Below are 16,562 nucleotides of genomic sequence, written 5' to 3' on the forward strand. Positions count from 1 at the left end.
CGTTCCTCTTTGAACGGGAGGCGGCCTTCTTCTCGGCAGTCTCCCCGTGGGGCCGTTAGCGCACTCCGGCCAGGGCTTCTTCCCTGGCTTGGTCCGTGGATCCGGCCAGATAGGGTTCAGGGTCAAAGGGCGCGTTGACTTGGCGGAAGGTATAGGCCGGTTCCGGCCACAGTGTGGTCAGCCGCCCGTTGCGGTGGTCAACGTACCAGCTGCTGCAGCCGCCGTCGAGCCACACAGTGCCCTGGGCCAGCTGGTCCACACGGTCCATGAAGGCATCCTCCGCTTCCCTGCTCACCTCCAGCGCCGGCACAGCGGCCTGGTCGCGGAAGTTCACCGCGCCCATGATGTAGTCGATCTGGGCCTCGGCGATGTAGACGGCGGAGTTGTGGCCCAGCCCGGTGTTGGGCCCGTTGATGATCCACAGGTTCGGGAACCCATGCACGGCCGTGGTGGCGTAGGCCTGCATGCCGTTGGCCCAGCGTTCACTGAGCGGCTGGCCGTCGCGGCCGTAGATGCGGTAGGCAATGGGCAGGTCTGTCGCTTCAAAACCCGTGCAGGCGATGATGACATCCAGTTCGTGGCTGCCTCCGTCCCCGCCGATAACACGGTTGCCCTCCACACGCGTGACGCCGCCGGTTTCCAGGTGGACGTGCTCCTGCGTGAACGTCGGGTAGTAGTCGCTGGATTTCAGGACCCTCTTGCAGCCGAACGTGTAGTCCGGGGTTAGCTTCCGGCGCAGTTCCGGATCCTCAATCTGCCGGTGAAGATGGTCCAGGGCGACCTGCGCTGCAGCGGAGACCAGCGTCGGGGTGCCCCGGCGCTGGGCGTAGCGCTCCTCGTTGGACCAGAACATCTCCTCCCGCAGTTCCTGCATCACCTCGGGCATCTTTCGGAAAAGGCCTTTTTCCTCCTCGGTGTAGGCCCGGTCCGGTCGCGGCGTCACGTACGGGGCCGAGCGCTGGAACACAACGACCTCCCCGGCGATCTTTGCCACCTCGGGCAAGACCTGGATGGCCGTGGCTCCCGAGCCGACGATGCCCACCCGCTTGCCCGCCAGGTCAATCCCGTCATTCCACTGCGCTGAGTGGAACACTTCGCCGGAGAAATCGCTCAGTCCCTCGATGTCGGGCATCTTCGGCTCGGACAGATGCCCGACGGCGGTCACCAGGGTTTTGGCTGCAAACTCACCTTTGGGGGTGCTGACTTTCCACAGTGCTTCCGCCTCATCCCAGCGGGCATCGGTCAGTTCGGCGCCGAACACGATCCGTTCAAGGAGGTTCTCTTCCCGGGCAACGCTGCGCAGGTAACCGAGGATTTCCTCCTGGGGGGCGAACATCCGGGACCATTCAGGGTTGGGGCGGAAGGAAAACGAGTACAGCAGCGACGGCACATCGCAGGCCGCGCCGGGATAGTGGTTGTCGCGCCAGGTTCCGCCCACGTCTTCCGCCCGTTCGAGAATGATGAATGAGCGTTCGCCCTCGCGGGCCAGTTTTGCGCCCATGCCAAGGCCGCCAAAGCCTGTGCCGACGATGATGACGTCGACCGGCGAACCGGACGCCGGATAACCCATAGGGGTACTTTCCACTGTTCCTCCAATGTGCGTGTTGTTGCTTGCTGTTCCCGACGGGCTAGACAAAGAGTGTTTCCCGGATCCGGCCCGCAGGAGAAGCGGCGGGGTCCGTCACAAATTCGTTGATGAGCTGGAACAGCTGGGCCGGGCGCTCCTGCGGGACGGCGTGACCACTGTCGATGACCGCGTAGCGGGCGTTCGGAAGGCCTCCGAAGAGGAGCTGGGTCTGCCGGGCGGGCACCATCTGGTCGTGGGCGCCGGCAATGACCAGGGACGGAGCGGTGATCGCTGTAAGCCTGCCGCTCAGATCGGCGACGGCGTTGAGCCGCATCTGCCCGGCAATCCCCTCCGGGAAGGTCCGGGCATCAATCAGGGCCTGGATGTCAGCGTCGCCCCGGCCGGCAAGGAAAGGGTGTCCATAGGCTGTCCAGGTGACGAACTCGCGCAGGAGGTCCTGATCCGACTCGAAGAGCCGCTTCCAGATCCGGTTGCGAAGCCGCTGCTGGGCGTCGGCCCTGACCCAACCGGCCACCAGGGTCAGGCTTGACACGCTTTCGGGGCGGGAAGCGGCGAGGTCGGCCGCCACCAGTGCGCCCAGTGAGTAGCCGACCACATGGACCGGCTGAGCAGGAGCGCGGTGGTCGATGACGGCCGCAACCTGCCCTGACAATCCGTCGAGGGTCGGTTCCCCGGCAGGGCTCTGCAGGTCAACGGCCAGGACACGGTACCGGGCGGCAAGCATGGGAAAGAGGGTGCGGAAATGAGTCTTGGCGCTTCCGCCCGTTCCGTGGACCAGGACCACAGTGTCCCGGGAGTCCTCCGGTGCAAGCGTGTCGTGGAAAGGAACCGAAAGGCCCCCGACGTGGACGGCACCCTCGTTTGCATCTGGATGAATCTTCAATTCCAATCCCTTCGAATTTGACTGGCCGGTGCTGATAACGATGAGGGGATCCGATCGGGTGCAGGCAACGCGCAGTCACGCGATATTGAAAGTGCACTCCGTGCGGATTACACTCTCATAAAAGCATAAGAGTGATACGAAGCACAATCGTTGGAAGGGAAACAATGAAGATTACCGGCGCGGTCCTGGAGACCGTCGGCTCCCCCCGTCCGTACGCCCGGTCCCGCCCGCTTTCCGTTGCGGAGCTTGACCTCGCCGGGCCGGGACCGCAGGAAGTCCTGATACGGATGGAGGCTGCGGGTATCTGCCACTCGGACCTCTCCGTGGTCAACGGCGACCGCCCCCGTCCGCTGCCCATGCTGCTCGGCCACGAGGCCGCCGGTACGGTCGTCGCTGTCGGCGCGGATGTCGATGACCTTGAACCGGGCCAGCGGGTGGTCACGGTTTTCCTGCCGCGCTGCGAGGAGTGCCCCAACTGCCGCACCGGGGGCAAGCTGCCGTGCAGCGTCGGTACAGAATCGAACGGGGCCGGAACGCTGCCAGGGGGGTCCACCCGACTGACGCGTGCCGGCCAGCCTGTCCGTCACCACCTCGGAGTCTCCGGGTTCGCGACCCATGCCGTACTCAGCCGCCGCTCGGTTGTCCCGGTCGGAAGCGACGTGCCGCCGTCGGTCGCTGCACTTCTTGGGTGTGCGGTGCTGACTGGAGGCGGGGCCGTCATCAACGCGGGGAATCCCCAGGAGGGGCAGGACATCATGATCGTCGGCCTCGGAGGAGTCGGCATGGCAGCCCTGCTGACCGCCGTCGCAATCTCCTCAGCGTGGGCCGAAGCCGCCCGGATCATCGGCGTCGATGCGAACCCGGACAAACTGATCACAGCGCGGGAACTGGGGGCAACAGAAACGTACTCGCCTGCCGAGGCCGCGGACCTGGGCATCCGGGCCCACATCGTCATCGAGGCGGCCGGCCACCCCCGCGCCTTCGAAACCGCGGTGCAGGCCACGGCGCCCGGCGGCACCACGGTGACTGCCGGACTGCCGGCTGCGGGAGTGCTGTCATCCATTGAACCGTTGGGGATCACAGCCGAGGCCCGCACCATCGTCGGTTCCTACCTGGGCTCCGCAGTACCCGCCCGCGACATCCCGGTCTACGCCCAGATGTGGCGCGAAGGAAGGCTGCCGGTCGAAAAACTGGCTTCGTCGGTGATCACCCTGGACAACATCAACGAGGCGATGGATGAACTCGCCGATGGAAATGCCATCCGCCAGATCGTGATGTTCAATTGAGAGTTATCGGCACCAGAACTGAACCCCGGCAGCTGCGAACGGCCGCCCGGTACCCCACCGCTGATAGGAACGTTAATAAAGGATGAAGACGATGACTTCGGAGGCCTCCGCAAGTGGTGCTCCCGTCGGGCTGCGCGAGAAGGCCCGGATCGAGCGTTACCAGAACATCCGCGCTGCAGCAGAACAGCTCTTCAACGAGCGGGGCTACGAGCACACCACCACCAAGGAGGTGGCCGAGCTTGCCGGGGTCGGGGAGGCCACCCTCTTCCGTTACGTCAGCAACAAGCACGAACTGCTGCTCCTGGTTATCGGCGAGCGCATGGATACGACGCTCCAGGCCATCGAAGACGCGGACAAGGAACTGGCCGCCAATACTTCCACCGCGCGGGACTATGTGGAGCGGATCTACGCCATCTTCCGTGCACGCGCCCGGTTCTACGCAACCGACCCGGAGAACGTCACGAGCTACCTGCACCATGGCTTCAAGGCCGGAAGCCAGCTTGGGGCCCAGAGCATCTCCCAGGGCGACAGGGTTATCGCCCTGATCGCCGCCATCCTCGACGACGCCAGGAAAGCCGGATACCTCAGCGCCGACGTCGACTCACTGATCGTTGCGCAGAACTGCAACGGAACCTATATCCACGAGATCCTTCGCACCCCGGCGCGCGGATTCCGCCCGGAGGATCTCTGGGAGAAACTCCGCGAGCGCCTGCGCGTGCAGATCGAACCGCTTTTCCGGTTTTGAAAGATCCAGCGCCTGCCGGCAGGGCGTCCATCTGGGCCGAGAAGCAGGAGTCGCTGGACTGAGGTCGTCCAATCCGTTGTCCACCCCTAGAAAAAGCGTCCAGGGCTCGTGGTCCCGCAGGATGTGCTCCTAGCTTCCCTGTCACTGCGGGCTTTGTGGTCACAACCGCCGCCTACGCGATCCTGATGGCGGAAAGCGGCCTGGTCAGGCCCTCTGCAAATGCTGTTCGGTTACCGCGTTGACGTAACCGGCATCACTATTCTATTCTTGATGAAACGATTCAAGGGAAAGGGCTTTCCGAAACCCGGCACCTTCAAGGTCCCCGTCGACCGTCCGGAACACAACAGTTCCGGTTCCTTGCCAATGACGACGAAGGAATTCACCAGAATGAGCACCACCCCCGGGGAAACCCGTCCTATCCCGGAAGCCGGCGCTGGCCGGCGGGACCCGAAGAAGGCGGCGATGAGCGGCTGGATCGGGAGCGCACTCGAATACTACGACTTCGCGCTGTACTCGCTGGCAGCGACGCTCATCTTCCCCGCCATCTTCTTCCCCACCGAAAACCCGACCGTGGGGATCATCGCCTCGCTGGCCACCTATGCGGTGGGCTACGTCTCCCGTCCGGTAGGCGCCGTCGTACTGGGAGCATACGGTGACCGGCACGGCCGCAAGCAGGTGCTCGTCTTCGCCATGCTGCTGATGGGCTTCGCCACCTTCGCCGTCGGACTATTGCCCACGTACGGACAGGTGGGCATCCTGGCGCCAATAATGCTGGTGATCCTCCGCCTCATCCAGGGCTTCGCCGTCGCAGGAGAACTGGGCGGCGCCAGCGCGATGATCGTGGAGCACTCCCCCGACGCCAGGCGCGGCTTCTTCGCAAGCTTCAGCCTGCAGGGCACCCAGGTGGGCTCCATCCTGGCCACCGCCGTCCTGCTTCCCCTTGCAGCCATCCTGCCCGCCGACCAGTTCCAGGCCTGGGGCTGGCGGATCCCGTTCCTGCTCAGCGCCTTTGTGATCCTGGCGGGCTACGTCATCCGCCGCCGGGTGCAGGAGCCGCCGGCGTACGTGGCCCAGACCGAAACGGGCAAGGCCAGGCAGCGGTTCCCCCTCGTTGACCTGGTCCGCAGCTACCCGTGGGTCCTGGTCCGGTGCATCCTGATGACCTTCACCAACGTGATCGGCATGGCAACGCTCATCTTCGGTGTCTCCTACGCCACGCAGAAGGGCTACGGCAACGGCTTCTCCAGCAGCGACTTCCTGTGGGTCACGCTCGTGGCCAACATCGCCGCCGTCGTCACCATTCCGCTGTTCGGCGCGCTCTCGGACAAGATCGGCCGGCGGATGCTGATGGTGGCCGGCGGCGTCGGCGGTGGCGTGCTGGCCGGCGGATACCTGTGGGCCATCGAGCAGGGAAGCCTGGCACTGGTCTTCGTCTGCATCGTGATCGTCCAGGGCATCTTCTTCCAGATGTGGAACGCCACCTTTGCCACGTTCTTCCAGGAGCAGTTCCCCATGCGGATCCGCGTCACAGGGTTCGCCGTATCGCAGAACGTGGGCCTCATGATCGCATCGTTCTTCCCAAGCATCTTCACCGCCGTCGCTCCCCCGGGATCCGCCAACGTCCCCATGGTCATCGGGCTGACCACGCTGGGTATCTGCGCCGTCGCAGCGCTCGCTACCCTCCTGTCCCCCGACACCAAGGGCAAGTCGCTCGGCGACCTCGAGACCCGCAAGGACGAAATTGAGGCGCCAGAGCCCGCTCCTGCCCGTGAAAGCGTGGCGGCGGGGTAACGGATGCACCCTTGGGCGGGCTACCGCAAGTGGCACCCAAGGCCAAGCGGTCGACGGCGGGACTCCCCGCCGTCGACCGCTTTCGTTAAGAACGTCCTCGACGTCTTCAGGAGGAAACACTGCGGCTTACAGGGAAATTTGCCCAGCAGTCCGTCACACTTAGGAAGGCTATGGATTCTGGGGGATGCCGTCGTTGACTGCCGCCGCCCGGTCACCTGGGGCCGCATCATCATTCTCCGGAAGGCATCAACCATGACCCAGCAACACCCCGACGCGAACTCGGCGCCGCAGGAAAATTACGGCCCGCCTGTGCCCCCTCCTTACAACGGCGCCCAAGCTCCAACCCCGCCGCCCTTCCCCGGCCCGCAGTACTCAGGCCAGCCGCCCATGCCGCAGCCGCCGCAGTACTCAGGCCAGCCGCCCATGCCGCAGCCGCCCCAGTACTCAAGCCAGCCCCCTATGCCGCAGCCGCCGCAGTACTCAAGCCAACCGCCCATGCCCCAGCCGGGTTATGGTTACCCGCAGTCCAAGTCGAAGATCGCTGCAGGCCTGTTGGGCATATTTTTGGGTGGCCTGGGTATCCACCGCTTTTACCTTGGATATACAAAGATCGGCATCATCCAGCTCGTGCTCGCGATCGTCCTGAGTGTGCTGGGCTTGGGATTCCTCGCCTTGTGGGGCCTTATCGAGGGCATCATGATCCTCGCGGGCGCCGTCTACTTCCAGCGGGACGCCCACGGCGTTCCGCTCCGCAACTAGGCGAAGGAGACTGCACTTTGACTGAGATCATTCACGACAAGTATGAACAGCTCGAGCAAATCAGGGCCGGGCTCCTGCAGGGAGAAATCGTCTACGCCGTTTACGACTGCATCGGGGTCGGTACCGGCTTCGTGGGCATCACCAACATGCGCGTAATCCTCCAGGACAAGAGCTTCGTCGGAAACAAACTTGCCGTCGTGTCCGTGCCGTACAAGAACATCCGCTCCGTCTCGATGCTGTCCAACAAGTCGATGATGGGCAGGTTCGCGTCAACCTCCAGCATCGGAATCGACACGGGTGGCAGCATCAAGGAAGCGGACTTCCGCGGCGATGACAAAGCCAAGCACGCACATGACTTGATTCTCTGGAACATGCTGAACACGAAATAGCACTCAGCACGTAGAAGGGCGAACGGATGCTCCGGCCGCCCTTCTACGTCGAGGGAAGTGCCCGGATACCGGCGGCCCAGCCACCCATCGCGTTGTGGGGCAGGGCCGACCGGTTCCGGGGCCCTGACGGCGCCTCGACGTCCACTTTCATGCCGAGGCCGAGTCAAAGCCTTGTCGGCCTTGGCACAACGAACGTACTCTTATAGAGAACCAATAGTTCTCTAAACCGGGGCCCAATGGACCGCAAGCAGCGCCGCAATCCCGCAGTGTCCAACAGCCATTCGTGCGGCACTTCCGGGAATCCTGCCTGTGATGGTTCTGGGGGCCATTGGACCAACGGCCGCTCCGCCCCCCTCTGTCCCCAGGGAGTCCCGGATGCCTGAAAAATTCACCGGGATGCTCGCCGACTTCGGCGCCGCGGACCTGGCGTTGGCTGGCGGAAAGGGAGCCAATCTCGGTGAGCTCGTGCGCCACGGCTTCCCTGTTCCAGCGGGCTTTGTGGTCACAACCGCCGCCTACGCCACCCTGCTGGCAGAAACCGGCCTGGGCGCCGAACTGGAAGGGTTGCTCGAAGCCGAAAACGCCGGAGCACGGATCCGCGCGCTGTTCGCCGAATCCCACGTGCCGGCGTGCGTCACCGCTGATATTGCGGCGGCTTACGCCGCGCTGGGCGGCGGTCCGGTGGCCGTGCGTTCCAGTGCCACCGCCGAAGACCTGCCAGGAGCCGCCTTTGCCGGGCAACAGGACACTTTCCTGAACGTTGTCGGCGAGCAGGCAGTGACCCGTGCCGTGGTGGAATGTTGGGCTTCGCTGTGGACGGACCGCGCCATCGCCTACCGGCAGCGCCAGGGGATCAACGCGCGGGAAGTGTCGATTGCCGTCGTCGTGCAGGACATGGTGCCGGCGGACACCGCGGGAGTCCTGTTCAGCGCGAACCCGGTAACCGGCGAGCGCGGTGAAATCGTGGTCGATGCCAGCCCCGGCCTGGGCGAGGCCGTGGTTTCCGGACGCGTCACGCCGGAACACTACGTGCTGGACCGTTCGGGCCGGACAAAATCGTTCATCCCGGGCGCCCATGAGGTTGTGATCCGGGCCCTTGCCGGCGGGGGCACCCGGGAGAGCGCCGGCAAGGGCAGCCGGCAGGCTGCCCTCGGCACAGCGCAGTTGGCGGAACTGGCGCGGCTGGCAATACGTGCCCAGGATCATTTCGGCCGGCCGCAGGACATGGAATGGGCCATCGCCGGCGGGCGCCTGTACGTGCTCCAGTCGCGGCCGATGACCGCCCTGCCGCCGCAGCCACTACACCTGAACCCGTTCCAGCGCCTGATGGGTCCGTTCTTCCTGGAGATGTTCCAGGAACGTCCGTATCCCCTGGACGTGTCCGGCTGGATGCAGCGCGGCATTCTGGCCATGCTGCACGGCATGGCCGGAAGCGTCGGCGTCGTCTTCCCGTCGGTGAACGACTTGCTGCCGGAGGAGGACGGTGTGGTGGTCCGGCTGGTTCCTCCGGTGCCGCACCCTACACTTCGCACGCTCGGCGCACCCGTTTCCGTGGTGCGCCGGGCCCGCCGGTTCAATCCAACCCGGTGGACCCGGGACAGCAGGTTCGCCACATTCCTGGAGAACGTCCGGCGGCTCAACGCCCAGGACCCCCGGACCTTGGCCTGGCGAGGGGTGGTCGGGCTCGCGGAGGACGCCTTCGCCACGATGCGGGGGATCACCGAGCTGCGGATCTCGTACCTGCCGGGAGCTTTCCTTCCGCAGGCCAAGCTGCGCCTGATCCTCATGCTGCTGGGCAAGAGGCACCTTGGCCCGGCACTCATCGCCGGCGCGGAAACCCGCACCAGCCAGGCAAACCGTGCGCTGGAGGCCTTGGCCGACCAGGTCCGGTCCCAGGGCACGCTGGCCCGGGCCTTCACGGAACTGGAACCGGGCGAACTGCTTTCCCGGCTGGAGCACGATCCTGAATTCAAGGAGTTCCACGCACAATTCCAGGCATTCCTGGCAGAATACGGCCACCGTGAAACCGTCAGCGTGCTCTTGTCCAGTTCACCGACCTGGTCCGATGCCCCCGAAGTGGTTCTAGGCCTGGTCACCTCCATGATGGGAGAGCGGCGGCCGGCCGCAGACCAAACCGGCCAGGCCCTTGCGGAACTGAAACGTCATCCCGCCCTGCGGATCGCGGCCCTGCAGCGGCACCTGCTGTCCGCCGTCGACGCCGCAAAAGCCGGGACCGCCTTCCGCGAAGACAGCCACTTCTACGCCACCATGGTGCTGCCGCCGCTCCGGCGCGCGCTGTCCGAACTGGGCCGGCGGCTGTGCGATGCCGGGGTGCTGGCTGACGCGGCCGATGTCCAGCACCTGCGCTTTGAAGAACTGGCGGGAATGGACGACGGCGGCGCGCTGCCTGCCGCCGAGAGGGAACGCTACCGCCGGCTGGTGCTGGCCAGGGCCGCGAAACGCCGGGAACTGGAAGGCATTCCGCTGCTGGACACGGCAACGCTGTTCGCTCACATGCGTCCGGCGCCCGGAACTCTGGTGTCCGGCATGCCCGCCAGCCGCGGCCAGGCCACCGGGACGGTAAGGATCATTCGCGGGCCGGACGAATTCGGCCTGCTCCGCAGCGGCGAGGTCCTTGTCTGCCCCTACACCAACCCATCCTGGACTCCCCTGTTCCAGCGCGCAGCCGCCGTCGTGGTTGACGCCGGCGGGATCGCCTCCCATGCTGCCATCGTCGCCCGGGAATACGGGATCCCCGCCGTCATGGCCACCGGGTCGGGGACCCGTGACCTGCAGACCGGCCAGCTGGTCCTGGTGGACGGCACCCGCGGACAGGTCACGGCGGCTGCTGCGGAGCCGTCGTCGTGACCGCCGGAGCCGGTCCGGACCATCGAAAGCTGCCGCGCCGGCGCGGCGCGGTCCTGAACAACGCGATCTTCGATGCCGTCCTGGCAGAGATCGCCGAATCCGGATACTCTGCGCTGACTATGGACCGGGTAGCCGAACGCGCGCGCGCAAGCAAAGCCTCGCTCTACCGGCGCTGGCCCGGCCGCGCCGCCCTGGTACTGGACGCCGCCTACGCCTCGATGCATGGCCCGGACACCGTCCCGGACACCGGCAGCCTGCGGCTGGATACCCTGACCGTCATGCGGCAGGCTGCCCGGCTGCTGGAAGGGACCGTTGGACAGGCCGTTCGCGGAGTGTTGGGTGAGGCCTTGCAGAACCCCGAAGTTGCCGCAGAAGTCCGTGAGTTCACGCATGGAAACGCCAGCAGGATGATGCATGAGATCCTTGCCAGCGCCGTAAGACGGGGCGAATGCGATCCGGACCTCGTGACTGGCTTCAGGCTCGAGGCCGGTCCCGCCCTGCTGCGGCAACGGTTCATCTTCGGCTCCGGCCCCATCGAGGATGACTTCCTGGTGGGGATTGTGGACGAAGTGGTGCTGCCGCTGTTCGGCCTCGACCCGGGGCACACCCGGCGGGCACCTGAAACTGTAACTGAAGGAGAGCTGCGCCCGTGAAACCTTCCACCATTGTTTTCGACGTCAATGAAACCCTCTCGGACATGTCCCCCCTGGCAGGCAGGTTCGAAGAGGTAGGTGCACCGGCGTCCCTGGCCAAGCTGTGGTTTGCCACGCTGCTGCGCGACGGCTTTGCCCTCACCGCAGCCGGCGGCAACGGGTCTTTCGCCGAGATCGGTGCAGAGGCCCTGCGCGGCCTGTTCGCCGGCATGGACCTTGACAGGGATCCTGACGCTGCGGTGGAGCATGTGATGGCAGGACTGGCAGGGCTTGGCCTGCACCAGGACGTCCCGGAAGGAGTGAAGGCACTCAAAGCTGCGGGGTTCCGGCTGGCCACCTTGTCCAACGGCGCTACCGGGGTTGCCGAGAAACTGTTCAACGACGCCGGGATCAGGGACAGCTTTGAACTGCTGCTCTCCGTAGAGGACGCGCCGGCTTGGAAACCGGCACGGGCAGCCTACGGGTACGCCGCATCCACGTGCGGCGCAGCGCCCGATGAGCTGCTGCTGGTGGCCGTTCATCCCTGGGACATCCACGGGGCCGCGAAGGCCGGCCTCGGAACCGCATGGATCAACCGGTCCGGCGTCCAGTACCCCAAGTATTTCCAGGCTCCGGACTATACCGTGCCGGCGCTGGACAAGTTGGCTGCTGCCCTGGCCTGAGATGGGCCCGGAACGCAACGGGCGCCGTTGGCATGTCAGGCAAACCCGGAACCCAGCACGTGAATGCAGTCAGCCGCGCCCCGAGCAGACTGGACAATCTTCCCGCAGGAGACCCTCGACCGGCTCTGCCCTTAGGGCGGCTGCCGCGGCACTCCTGCGGCACCCAGGGACCGCCCGCCGCAGGGACTGTCCGCCCGCCGACGGACGTTCTTCAGGCTCCTCGCGGAGTGATCCTGGCGCAGCACTGCCCCGGGCTGTTGTTGGCCGCAACCCGTTCTTCCGGCTCGCCGCTGCCGGCCGCCGCCCCGCTGAGAAAGGCCCCGTTCATGGCACAGACGACACCGGGGTGCCCCTCCGAGAGGCGGTGGAAGGGGCAGTTGGGCAGCGTGAACCCGCCGCTGCCGTCGGGATTGGGACGGTAGCCGAAAGCGACGAGGAAGTCCTCCAGGCCCTGGCTGTCCGCGGCCAGCGACTTCCCCTTGGCATAGGCGGTGGCGAGGAGAACGTCACGCACCGGCTGGTTGTTTGCCGCCGCCTCGTCGATGGCCGCTGCCATCAGCTCCCCGGCGAGGTCGTAGTTCCTGTCCGGCACGGAAACGCCCACTTCACGGGCAATGGCCCGGTACACCTTCGAGGGGCGCCCTGACCCCGGCCCGGACTTTCCGGCGGGCTTGTGGAACTCCACGGCAAGCAGTCCGTCGGCCACCAGTCTGTCCAGGTGGAATGACACGGTACTCCGGGGAAGGTCCGTGGCGTCAGCGGCCTCGTCCCGGCTCAGCGCGGCAGGAGCAGCGAGCACCAGCTCGTACAACTGCCGCCGCTTTTCGTCCCCGAGGGAGGACAGCGCCACCACCCGGCGTGCCCACGGAAGCCTGGTCATGCCCGCACCTCTTTCTAAAAAGATTCCTCTTGTTTAAATCTACGGCACTTTCTAAAATCAAGATATCTACTTTTAGAAGGAGTCCATCATGACAACAAAAGCAGCCCACACGCCGGCGCAGGCACAGGACCTAAGAGGGGGACACCAGGCCTTCCTTTTGCTCCGCACGGTCTTCACGGTTGCACCTATCGTTTTTGGGCTGGACAAGTTCACCAACCTGCTGGTCGACTGGACGATCTACCTCGCCCCGGTGGCCACGTCCATCGTGCCCCTGCCCGCCCAGACCATCATGTATGTGGTGGGCGTCGTCGAGGTGATAGCCGGCATTGCCGTGGCTGTGCGGCCGCGGTTCGGTTCACTGCTCGTGGCGGTCTGGCTTCTCGGCATCATCGTCAACCTCCTGGTTCTCGGCGGCTTTTACGACGTGGCCTTGAGGGACTTCGGGCTCCTGGTCGGCGCACTGGCCCTGAACCGACTCTCCCCGGGGACAGGCATCTTCCGGTGAGCTGAAATGGACTGGCAACGGCGCTGGGCCCACTGGTGCAGGCCCGGCGTCGAGCCCACCCTTTCGAATACGATCTTGTGATGGCCCGCCTCATCGCTCCGGACGTTACTTACCACTCCTCCTGGCTGGAAGGAGCCGTTGAGTTCGACGGCGCCCGGCGTGACGGCGGAGGCGCAGAGGACTGGCCCCTGGAGCAACTCAAAAATCCCCAAGCTTTCGGCCGCTTCGTGGACGCGCTACTTAGAGACGCACTGCCGGAGACCCCGCGCAAGCCGGGGCATGTGCCCTGCACCTACCTGTGGATCGTTGAAGACGGCACGTTCCTTGGCTCACTCGCCATCAGGCACGAACTGACCGACTTCCTCCTCAACGAGGGCGGGCACATCGGCTACAGTGTCAGGCCCTCTGCACGGCGCCGCGGCCATGCAGCCAGGGCGCTGGCTGATGCCCTGCCGATCGCCCGGGAACTTGGAATCCAGCGGGTCCTCCTTACCTGCGATGAGGAAAACGCAGGCTCCCGGGCCACCATCGAAAAGAACGGCGGCATCTACGAGGACACCCGCAACGGCAAACGCCGCTACTGGATCGACACGGCGTAACCGGTCCGCGGAGGACAGGGCTGCGGTTGGAAGTCGCGATGCGCGTTCATGCTCCAGCGTTGGTCTGCGCTAATCCGAGGGCAGGGGGCTGGCCTGGATGATGATGTTGGTCCCCCACAGATCCTCGGTAAAGCAGGTAATCAGGACAAGCCTGCCCGGGACCCTGTCCCAGATCGCGCTGTCCCTCAGGGTGTCCTTGTACTCCGTGGTGATCTCATCGACGGTGAAGACCAGCGGCCCTTGCGCCGTGGATACGGTCAGCCGATCGCCCGGCTGCGCGCGTGAACTGATCCCGTTGAAGGGGGAAGGACGCCCCTCCCAGCTGTGCCCGACGATGTACGTGGTGTTGGTGGAGCCTGGACCAGGTGTGCCGTACGGGGTCAGCCAGTAAGCGTCCGGAGTAGGGGGAGGAACAAGGGAGCCAAGGCTCGCCTCCTGCTCCGTAAGAGAGAGCGGCAGGACGGCTTGGTCCATCTCCACCGCGGGGTAAGCGATGTGCACGGGCTGCGAGGCGGCAGCTTCCTGCAGTGGACCATGTTCCACCGAGGGGGACGGCGCCTCTGCGGCAGCCGACAGAGACGATTGCGGCAGGGCCTCTGGACTCAGGGTCTGCGCGGACCCGCCGCCCAGGATTGCCGCCGCTAAGCCTGCCGCCCCCACGAGGGAGAGGACGGCTTTCCGCCGCAAGCCCTTGGCCCTAACTGCTCCGACGCCTTCCGAGCACCCGCCTGGCTGCAAAGACGATGGCCGCGGTCACGGCAAGGGCCGCCATGACTATTCCGAGGGCCTCCTGACCTCCAACTGGGAGGCCCGCTGCCGTATCAATGTTCGTGCCCTGGTTCCGTCCCCCTGCACCAGTACCGGCCAGCGGGACAGCTGCTGCAGGCGCGGAGGAACTGGCGCCGTTGGCACCTGGCCCATTGCCCGCTGCTCCACCTGCTCCACCTGCGGTTGTCGGCGTCGGGCTGTCGACGGTTGTTGCAGTCGGCGTCGCTGTGGCGGACCCTGATGCTGTCTCCGTAGCAGTTGGTGTGCTGGTTGCCGTCGCAGTCGCAGTCGCAGTCTCAGTCGGGGAGGCCGTCTCCGTGGGCGTTGCCGTGGGCGTCGGTGTGCCCGAAATGGGCGGTGTGGTTGCGGCTGGCGTGCAAGCCGGGTTGGTGATCACGTTTGTGTCCAGGGAGACCTGACCGTTACGGGCGAGAACCCGGCCCTCCACAACGGCGTTGGTCTCCGCTGTTATGGAGGTGAGGGCAAGAATGGAACCTTTGAAACTCGATGCGGTACCCAGGGTGGCCGAACTGCCTACCTGCCAAAACACATTGCAGGCCTGGGCGCCGTTGGTGAGGATGACGCTGCTGGCTGACGCGGTGATCAAAGTCGACGCCACCTGGAACACGAAGACGGAGTTGGGGTTGCCCTGCCCGTCCAGGGTGAGCTGTCCGCTGAGGGCCAGCGAACTGGTGGACCTGTAGACACCTTCAGTCAACGTCATGCCCACAAGGTCCCCTGCAACGCTGGTGGTCAACGGCTGCCTTGCTGCGGCGTTATAGGCAGTGGTCAGGTCCGACTGCGCTTGCACCGCAACCGCATCTGCCGCATGGATGGCCCCCGCCGTAATCCCTGGCGGAAAGCCTGTGATTGCAGTCCCGGGGCTGACGCCCAGGTCCCCCTGGAGGGTGGATGGGCCGGTGTTGGTCACTGCGGAGCCGGCGAGCACGGAGTAGGAGGTGGCAGTGCCCAAACCCACCGGCGTGGCAGCGAAGGCGGGTGACTGCTGCCAAACCCAGGCGACCGCCAGGATAACAACTCCGGCTGCACCCCCTGCCATTGCTGTTTGCCGGCGCCGGGATGCCCCCGAGGTGTGTCGTTGTGACCCGCGTCGTTGCGCAGAGCAGTGTTGCATGGCAGTTCCTTCCCCCAGCGGGCAAACGCCCCAAAGCACTGCCTGACAAATTGTGAGGGAGCGATACCTGCGGACTCTACGCTTCAAACGGTGGTCCGCCTACGGTCTCCGCAAACTGCGGGAAGACCCCGGAGGAACCTGGGAACGGCCGGCGCGGTCCCTAGTCCCCATCGTGGCTGGTCAGGGCGGGCTCCCGCGCCACTCCCAGGCCCTTGAGGGCGCACCTGGAACCCAAAAGAATTATTCAAGTCCCTGGATGTGTCGCAGTTGCAGGGCATTTACGCCGAACGTTCCGTCCCTACCCCGCCGGCCGCAGCGACGTGATCATCCGCTTGATGTCCGCATACTCCGGCGTCCCCGCATACAGCTTCGCCTTCTCCAGGTACGGCAGCGACGGGTCGCCCGGCGTCAGGTTCAGCTCGGGGTTGTAGAACGCCCCGAACGTGGCGGCGTTGGGCGGCCAGTTGAAGAAGTGGAACATATAGCAGGCCGAGTCACCTTCGGGAAGGGGCGCGGTGGTGATGCCGTAGGCCGCTGCCGGGGTATCCGGCGGGCCTGCTGCGATGTCGTTGCCGCGGGTTTCGAAGGTGTACCGCGGAACGGTGCCGTATTGCGCCAGCTGCGGCATCTCCTGCGATTCAAGGACCGAGTAGGGGTACTTTTCGGTGCACGTGGAGCCGGTGGCCATGTTGGTGCGCAGCGTCGCCAGCAGCCGCCCATCCTCGCTGGTCACCTCGGCGAATGCCCCGCCGCCCTCGGCCAGCTCCCCCGCCGGGTCCTTGATGTTCCATGTGGAGGGCAGGTCGAACGCCAGGTCGCGGGCCGCCGTGGTGTAGGTGGTCCAGGAAGCCGACGGCGAGGCAACGGAGGGGCCACCGGAGGCACTCGGCGAAGGTGCCGCCGTCGTCGTTTGCGTGCGGGTTGTCGTGGCGCTTGCCGTTGCGGTAACGCCCGACGACGTCCCCTGCGGTTGGCTGGCTTGCCCGCCGCACGCGGTGAGCAGCGAAAGCGAAAGAAGTAGTGCCGCGCCGGGCCACGCTGACCGCTTCAT

At 65.5% G+C, this 16,562-nt stretch carries 16 protein-coding genes; 10 read left to right on the plus strand and 6 right to left on the minus strand.

Features of this window, described 5'->3' with window-relative positions:
• Positions 1–55: 55 nt before the first annotated feature.
• Complete coding sequence (locus U7114_RS11700) at positions 56–1,585, minus strand: NAD(P)/FAD-dependent oxidoreductase (protein ID WP_323057441.1); 1,530 nt, start codon at positions 1,583–1,585, stop codon at positions 56–58.
• Between the two features lie 43 nt (positions 1,586–1,628).
• Entirely contained in the window at positions 1,629–2,471 is an 843-nt protein-coding gene (locus U7114_RS11705; protein ID WP_323057442.1) for an alpha/beta fold hydrolase, read from the minus strand.
• Positions 2,472–2,635: 164 nt separating this feature from the next.
• On the opposite strand from U7114_RS11705, the gene U7114_RS11710 reads away from it, so the two are divergent.
• From U7114_RS11710 to U7114_RS11745, 8 genes are all read left to right on the plus strand, one after another.
• Positions 2,636–3,757, plus strand: a complete 1,122-nt coding sequence (locus U7114_RS11710; protein WP_323057443.1) for an alcohol dehydrogenase catalytic domain-containing protein — start codon at positions 2,636–2,638, stop codon at positions 3,755–3,757.
• Between the two features lie 91 nt (positions 3,758–3,848).
• Positions 3,849–4,502, plus strand: a complete 654-nt coding sequence (locus tag U7114_RS11715; protein WP_197432458.1) for a TetR/AcrR family transcriptional regulator — start codon at positions 3,849–3,851, stop codon at positions 4,500–4,502.
• 387 nt (positions 4,503–4,889) lie between these two features.
• Positions 4,890–6,293: an MFS transporter gene (locus U7114_RS11720; protein WP_323057444.1), complete on the plus strand. Its 1,404-nt coding sequence runs from the start codon at positions 4,890–4,892 to the stop codon at positions 6,291–6,293.
• A gap of 252 nt (positions 6,294–6,545) precedes the next feature.
• Positions 6,546–7,052: a TM2 domain-containing protein gene (locus tag U7114_RS11725; RefSeq protein WP_323057445.1), complete on the plus strand. Its 507-nt coding sequence runs from the start codon at positions 6,546–6,548 to the stop codon at positions 7,050–7,052.
• 17 nt (positions 7,053–7,069) lie between these two features.
• Positions 7,070–7,441, plus strand: a complete 372-nt coding sequence (locus tag U7114_RS11730) for a PH domain-containing protein (protein WP_104999181.1) — start codon at positions 7,070–7,072, stop codon at positions 7,439–7,441.
• 375 nt (positions 7,442–7,816) lie between these two features.
• Complete coding sequence (locus U7114_RS11735; RefSeq protein ID WP_323057446.1) at positions 7,817–10,309, plus strand: PEP/pyruvate-binding domain-containing protein; 2,493 nt, start codon at positions 7,817–7,819, stop codon at positions 10,307–10,309.
• On the plus strand, positions 10,306–10,962 hold the full coding sequence (locus U7114_RS11740) for a TetR/AcrR family transcriptional regulator (protein ID WP_323057447.1): 657 nt from the start codon (positions 10,306–10,308) through the stop codon (positions 10,960–10,962). The genes U7114_RS11735 and U7114_RS11740 overlap by 4 nt, the downstream gene beginning before the upstream one ends.
• A complete protein-coding gene (locus U7114_RS11745; RefSeq protein WP_321214544.1) occupies positions 10,959–11,624 on the plus strand; it encodes a haloacid dehalogenase type II in 666 nt (221 codons plus the stop codon). The genes U7114_RS11740 and U7114_RS11745 overlap by 4 nt, the downstream gene beginning before the upstream one ends.
• A 211-nt stretch (positions 11,625–11,835) precedes the next feature.
• Here the strand turns inward: U7114_RS11745 and U7114_RS11750 are convergent, their stop codons facing one another.
• Positions 11,836–12,504: a helix-turn-helix transcriptional regulator gene (locus tag U7114_RS11750; RefSeq protein ID WP_323057448.1), complete on the minus strand. Its 669-nt coding sequence runs from the start codon at positions 12,502–12,504 to the stop codon at positions 11,836–11,838.
• 88 nt (positions 12,505–12,592) lie between these two features.
• On the opposite strand from U7114_RS11750, the gene U7114_RS11755 reads away from it, so the two are divergent.
• A complete protein-coding gene (locus U7114_RS11755) occupies positions 12,593–13,009 on the plus strand; it encodes a hypothetical protein (RefSeq protein WP_321214546.1) in 417 nt (138 codons plus the stop codon).
• Between the two features lie 80 nt (positions 13,010–13,089).
• Positions 13,090–13,608, plus strand: a complete 519-nt coding sequence (locus tag U7114_RS11760; RefSeq protein WP_323057449.1) for a GNAT family N-acetyltransferase — start codon at positions 13,090–13,092, stop codon at positions 13,606–13,608.
• 69 nt (positions 13,609–13,677) lie between these two features.
• Here U7114_RS11760 and U7114_RS11765 read toward each other — a convergent pair whose 3' ends face one another.
• The 3 genes from U7114_RS11765 to U7114_RS11775 form a co-directional block, all read right to left on the minus strand.
• The gene (locus U7114_RS11765) at positions 13,678–14,295 is read right to left on the minus strand and encodes a class F sortase (protein WP_323057450.1); all 618 of its coding nucleotides are present in this window, start codon (positions 14,293–14,295) and stop codon (positions 13,678–13,680) included.
• 10 nt (positions 14,296–14,305) lie between these two features.
• A complete protein-coding gene (locus U7114_RS11770; RefSeq protein ID WP_323057451.1) occupies positions 14,306–15,436 on the minus strand; it encodes an ice-binding family protein in 1,131 nt (376 codons plus the stop codon).
• Between the two features lie 373 nt (positions 15,437–15,809).
• On the minus strand, positions 15,810–16,562 hold the full coding sequence (locus tag U7114_RS11775; protein WP_323057452.1) for a hypothetical protein: 753 nt from the start codon (positions 16,560–16,562) through the stop codon (positions 15,810–15,812).

The organism is Pseudarthrobacter sp. C1 (assembly GCF_034720455.1).
GTDB lineage: Bacteria > Actinomycetota > Actinomycetes > Actinomycetales > Micrococcaceae > Arthrobacter.